The organism is Rhodoferax sp. (assembly GCF_028714215.1).
Taxonomy (GTDB): domain Bacteria; phylum Pseudomonadota; class Gammaproteobacteria; order Burkholderiales; family Burkholderiaceae_C; genus Rhodoferax.
Genome location: NZ_JAQTMS010000099.1, coordinates 1 through 3,969 on the forward strand (window position 1 = coordinate 1; position 3,969 = coordinate 3,969).

General features: G+C 56.6%; 4 protein-coding genes and 1 pseudogene. All 5 read left to right on the forward strand.

Annotated features, from left to right (window positions below; translation table 11 throughout):
- A pseudogene (locus PHS32_RS23895) lies at positions 1-168 on the forward strand (ABC transporter ATP-binding protein); the annotation flags it as partial.
- A 2-nt stretch (positions 169-170) separates the two neighbouring features.
- On the forward strand, positions 171-1,100 hold the full coding sequence (locus tag PHS32_RS23900; RefSeq protein WP_301082070.1) for a branched-chain amino acid ABC transporter permease: 930 nt from the start codon (positions 171-173) through the stop codon (positions 1,098-1,100).
- Positions 1,101-1,123: 23 nt separating this feature from the next.
- Positions 1,124-2,200: a branched-chain amino acid ABC transporter permease gene (locus PHS32_RS23905; RefSeq protein ID WP_301082071.1), complete on the forward strand. Its 1,077-nt coding sequence runs from the start codon at positions 1,124-1,126 to the stop codon at positions 2,198-2,200.
- A gap of 68 nt (positions 2,201-2,268) precedes the next feature.
- Positions 2,269-3,582: an ABC transporter substrate-binding protein gene (locus tag PHS32_RS23910; RefSeq protein ID WP_301082074.1), complete on the forward strand. Its 1,314-nt coding sequence runs from the start codon at positions 2,269-2,271 to the stop codon at positions 3,580-3,582.
- Between the two features lie 142 nt (positions 3,583-3,724).
- A partial coding sequence (locus PHS32_RS23915) for an ATP-binding cassette domain-containing protein (protein ID WP_301082075.1) occupies positions 3,725-3,969 on the forward strand: 245 nt, incomplete at its 3' end.

Consider the following 3,969-nt stretch of genomic DNA (forward strand, 5'->3'; position numbering starts at 1 on the left):
GAGTTTGGCACCACGGTGGTGTTGATTGAGCATGACATGGGGGTGGTGATGGACATATCCGACCGCGTGGTGGTGCTGGACTACGGCATGAAGATCGGCGACGGCACGCCCGATGAAGTGCGCAACAACGAAGAAGTGATCAGCGCCTATCTTGGAACGGGACATTAATCATGGCATTTTTTCTTGAAACCCTGCTCGGTGGCCTGATGGCCGGCATGTTGTATTCGCTGGTGGCGCTTGGCTTTGTGCTGATCTACAAGGCTTCAGGCGTCTTCAACTTTGCCCAGGGCGCCATGGTGCTGTTTGCAGCGCTGGCGATGGCGCGATTTTCTGAGTGGATTCCGGGCTGGACCGGTATCGACAATCGGATTGTTGTCAACCTTGCCGCCTTCTTGCTCGCGGGCCTGGTGATGTTTGTCGTCGCCTGGCTGATTGAACGACTGGCGCTACGCCACCTGGTCAACCAGGAGGGCACCACCTTGCTGATGGCCACTTTAGGTATTGGTTATTTCCTGGATGGCATCGGGCAGACCCTTTTTGGCAGCAATATTTACGAAATCAACATTGGCATGCCAAAAGACCCGATGCTGGCGTTTGAAAGCGTCTTTGAGGGTGGCATCCTGATCAACAAGGAAGACCTTTACGCCGCCCTGATTGCCGCCGTGCTGGTCGCCATGCTGAGCTTGTTCTTCCAGAAAACAAGCACTGGGCGGGCACTGCGAGCAGTCGCCGACGATCATCAGGCGGCGCAAAGTATTGGCATCCCGCTCAACCGCATCTGGTTCATTGTCTGGTGTGTCGCCGGCGTGGTCGCCTTGGTGGCCGGTGTGATCTGGGGCAGCAAGCTGGGCGTGCAGTTTTCGCTGACCACGGTGGCACTGCGGGCCTTGCCGGTGGTGATTCTGGGTGGTTTGACCTCGGTGCCGGGTGCCATCATTGGCGGGCTCATCATTGGCGTCGGCGAAAAAATGTCCGAGGTATTTGTAGGCCCTTACGTCGGTGGAGGCATCGAAATCTGGTTTGCCTACGTGCTGGCCCTGGTGTTTCTGCTGTTCCGGCCGCAAGGGCTGTTTGGTGAAAAGATTATTGACCGCGTGTAACGGCACACAGGAAAAGAAGCATTATGTTTTACAGAGAAAACGGCCAGTTCAAGACAACTTATCGCGCTGATCAACAGATATTCCCGATTGCGCAAGATCGCTGGGCGGTGTTGTTGCTCATCGCAGCGGCTTTCATCGTCGTTCCAATGCTCAGCAGTGGCTACATGTTTCGGGCGATTTTGATTCCTTTCTTGATCATGTCGCTGGCCGCCTTGGGGGTGAATATCCTGGTTGGCTACTGTGGGCAAATTTCATTGGGCTCGGGTGCCTTCATGGCGGTGGGGGCCTACGCGGCCTTCAATTTCTTTGTGCGTGTGCCCGGTATGCCGCTGCTGCTGGCCCTCATTCTCGGCGGCCTTTGCGCCAGCGCTTTCGGCATCCTGTTCGGTCTGCCCAGCTTGCGCGTGAAGGGGCTCTATCTGGCAGTGGCGACTCTGGCTGCGCAGTTCTTCAGTGACTGGATGTTCCTGCGCATCAAATGGTTTACCAACGACGCACCATCCGGGTCGGTATCGGTGGCGGGCTTGCAGGTGTTCGGTATGCCAATTGAGAGCCCGACCTCCAAGTATCTTTTTTGTCTGACTATTTTGGTGGTGCTGGCGCTGTTGGCCAAGAACCTGGTGCGCAGTGCCGTTGGCCGGGAGTGGATGGCGATTCGCGATATGGATGTGGCCGCTGCGGTGATTGGCATCCGACCCATGTATGCCAAGCTCAGCGCTTTTGCGGTCAGCTCGTTCATTATTGGCGTGGCCGGTGCGCTGTGGGGCTTTGTCTATCTGAGCGCTTGGGAGCCGGCCGCATTCTCGGTGGATCTGTCATTCAAGTTGCTGTTCATGGTGATCATCGGTGGCATGGGCTCCATCATGGGCAGTTTTTTTGGCGCTGCCTTTATCGTGATTTTGCCGATCTTTTTGAACCAGTTTCTGCCTTTTTTGGGGCGTGCAGTTGGTGTTCCGATTTCGACCGTTGTGACCTCGCACGCTGAGTTGATCGTGTTTGGTTCCTTGATTGTGTGGTTCCTGATCGTCGAGCCTCATGGTCTGGCCAAGTTGTGGTCCATTGGCAAGCAGAAACTGCGCTTGTGGCCCTTCCCCCATTAAGACCATTTTTTGATTCACTTTTTTCTTTAACCACAGGCATGCGAGTGCCAATACATGAGGAGACTTCCATGAAAATTCGTAACGTTGTTTTGGCAGGCCTGTTGGCTGCGATCGGGGTTGGCGCCTACGCGCAGGCCAAGGAGCAGTTCTTCCCGCTGCTGTCCTACCGCACGGGTGCTTACGCGCCCAACGGCACGCCCTGGGCCAACGGCAAACAGGACTATCTCAAGATGGTCATTGCCCGTGATGGCGGCATCAATGGTGTCAAGCTGACCTACGAAGAGTGCGAAACCGCGTACGCGACCGACCGTGGCGTTGAGTGCTATGAGCGCCTGAAGAGCCGACCCGGCGTGGCGCTGTTTGACCCGCAGAGTACCGGCATTACCTTTGCCCTGACCGAAAAGGCACCTGTGGACAAAATTCCCTTGGTGACCCTCGGCTACGGCCTGGCCGTCTCGCAAGATGGCATGGCGTTCAAGTGGAACTTTCCCTTGCAGGGCAGCTACTGGACGGGTGCCGACATCCTGATTCAGCACATTGGCAAGAGCCTGGGTGGCCTCGACAAGCTCAAGGGCAAGAAGATCACACTCGTGTACCACGACAGTCCATTTGGCAAGGAGCCGATTCCGCTGCTGCAAGAGCGCGCGAAGATGCACGGCTTTGAGTTGCAGTTGTTGCCCGTCACCGCGCCGGGCGTGGATCAAAAGGCCACCTGGCTTCAGGTTCGTCAAAGCAAACCTGACTATGTGCTGCTGTGGGGCTGGGGCGTGATGAATTCCACTTCGTTGAAAGAAGCGCAGGCCACCGGCTACCCGCGTGACAAGATGTACGGCGTGTGGTGGGCCGGTGCCGAGCCGGACGTGAAGGACGTGGGCGAAGGTGCCAAGGGCTACCACGCCTTGGCGCTCAACACCTCGGGTCAACAGCCCAAAGTCATGCAGGACATCCTGAAATATGTGCATGCCAAAGGTCAAGGCACGGGGCCTAAAGACGAAGTCGGCCAAGTGCTGTATACGCGCGGCGTGATCATCCAGATGCTGAGCATTGAAGCCGTACGCAAGGCTCAGGAGCGCTTTGGCAAGGGCAAGGTCATGACCGGCGAACAGGTGCGCTGGGGCCTGGAGAACCTGGCGCTGGACCAGAAGAAGCTTGATGCGTTGGGTTTTGCCGGCGTCATGCGCCCGCTCAGCACTTCATGCGCTGACCACATGGGCTCGACCGCCGCGCGTATCGAGACCTGGGACGGAAAGAAATGGGACATCAGCTCGGATTACCTCGAGGCGGATGAGCAGATTCTCAAACCCATGATCAAGGCCGGTGCGGACAAATATCTTGCCGACAAGAAGATGACCCGGCGCGATGTGAAGGACTGCCAGTCCTGATCGACTTGTCATTCTCGGTCTTTTGAATCTCATTGCGGACTGGGTCCGCAATGAAGACTTCTCAAGTCGGTAATGACAGTCCAATCGGCAGCATTGCGCGCAGTGCTGCCGATTGGTGACAGATTGGTGAAGGCAAGGATATATGGACTCCAAAAAAATCGTTCTCAACGTCAATGGCATCGAGGTCATTTACAACCACGTCATTCTGGTTCTCAAAGGCGTTTCGCTCAATGTGCCCGAAGGAAAAATCGTGGCCATTCTGGGCGGCAACGGCGCGGGCAAGACCACCACCTTGCGTGCTATTTCCAACCTGCTGCGCGGTGAGCGTGGTGAAGCGACCAAGGGGTCGATTGAACTGCGCGGCGAGCGCATCGAGAATCTTTCACC

Coding starts and splice junctions, on each gene's coding strand:
- PHS32_RS23900 (WP_301082070.1), top strand. CDS start 171: ATGGCATTTTTTCTTGAAACCCTGCTCGGTGGCCTGATGGCCGGCATG.
- PHS32_RS23905 (WP_301082071.1), top strand. CDS start 1,124: ATGTTTTACAGAGAAAACGGCCAGTTCAAGACAACTTATCGCGCTGAT.
- PHS32_RS23910 (WP_301082074.1), top strand. CDS start 2,269: ATGAAAATTCGTAACGTTGTTTTGGCAGGCCTGTTGGCTGCGATCGGG.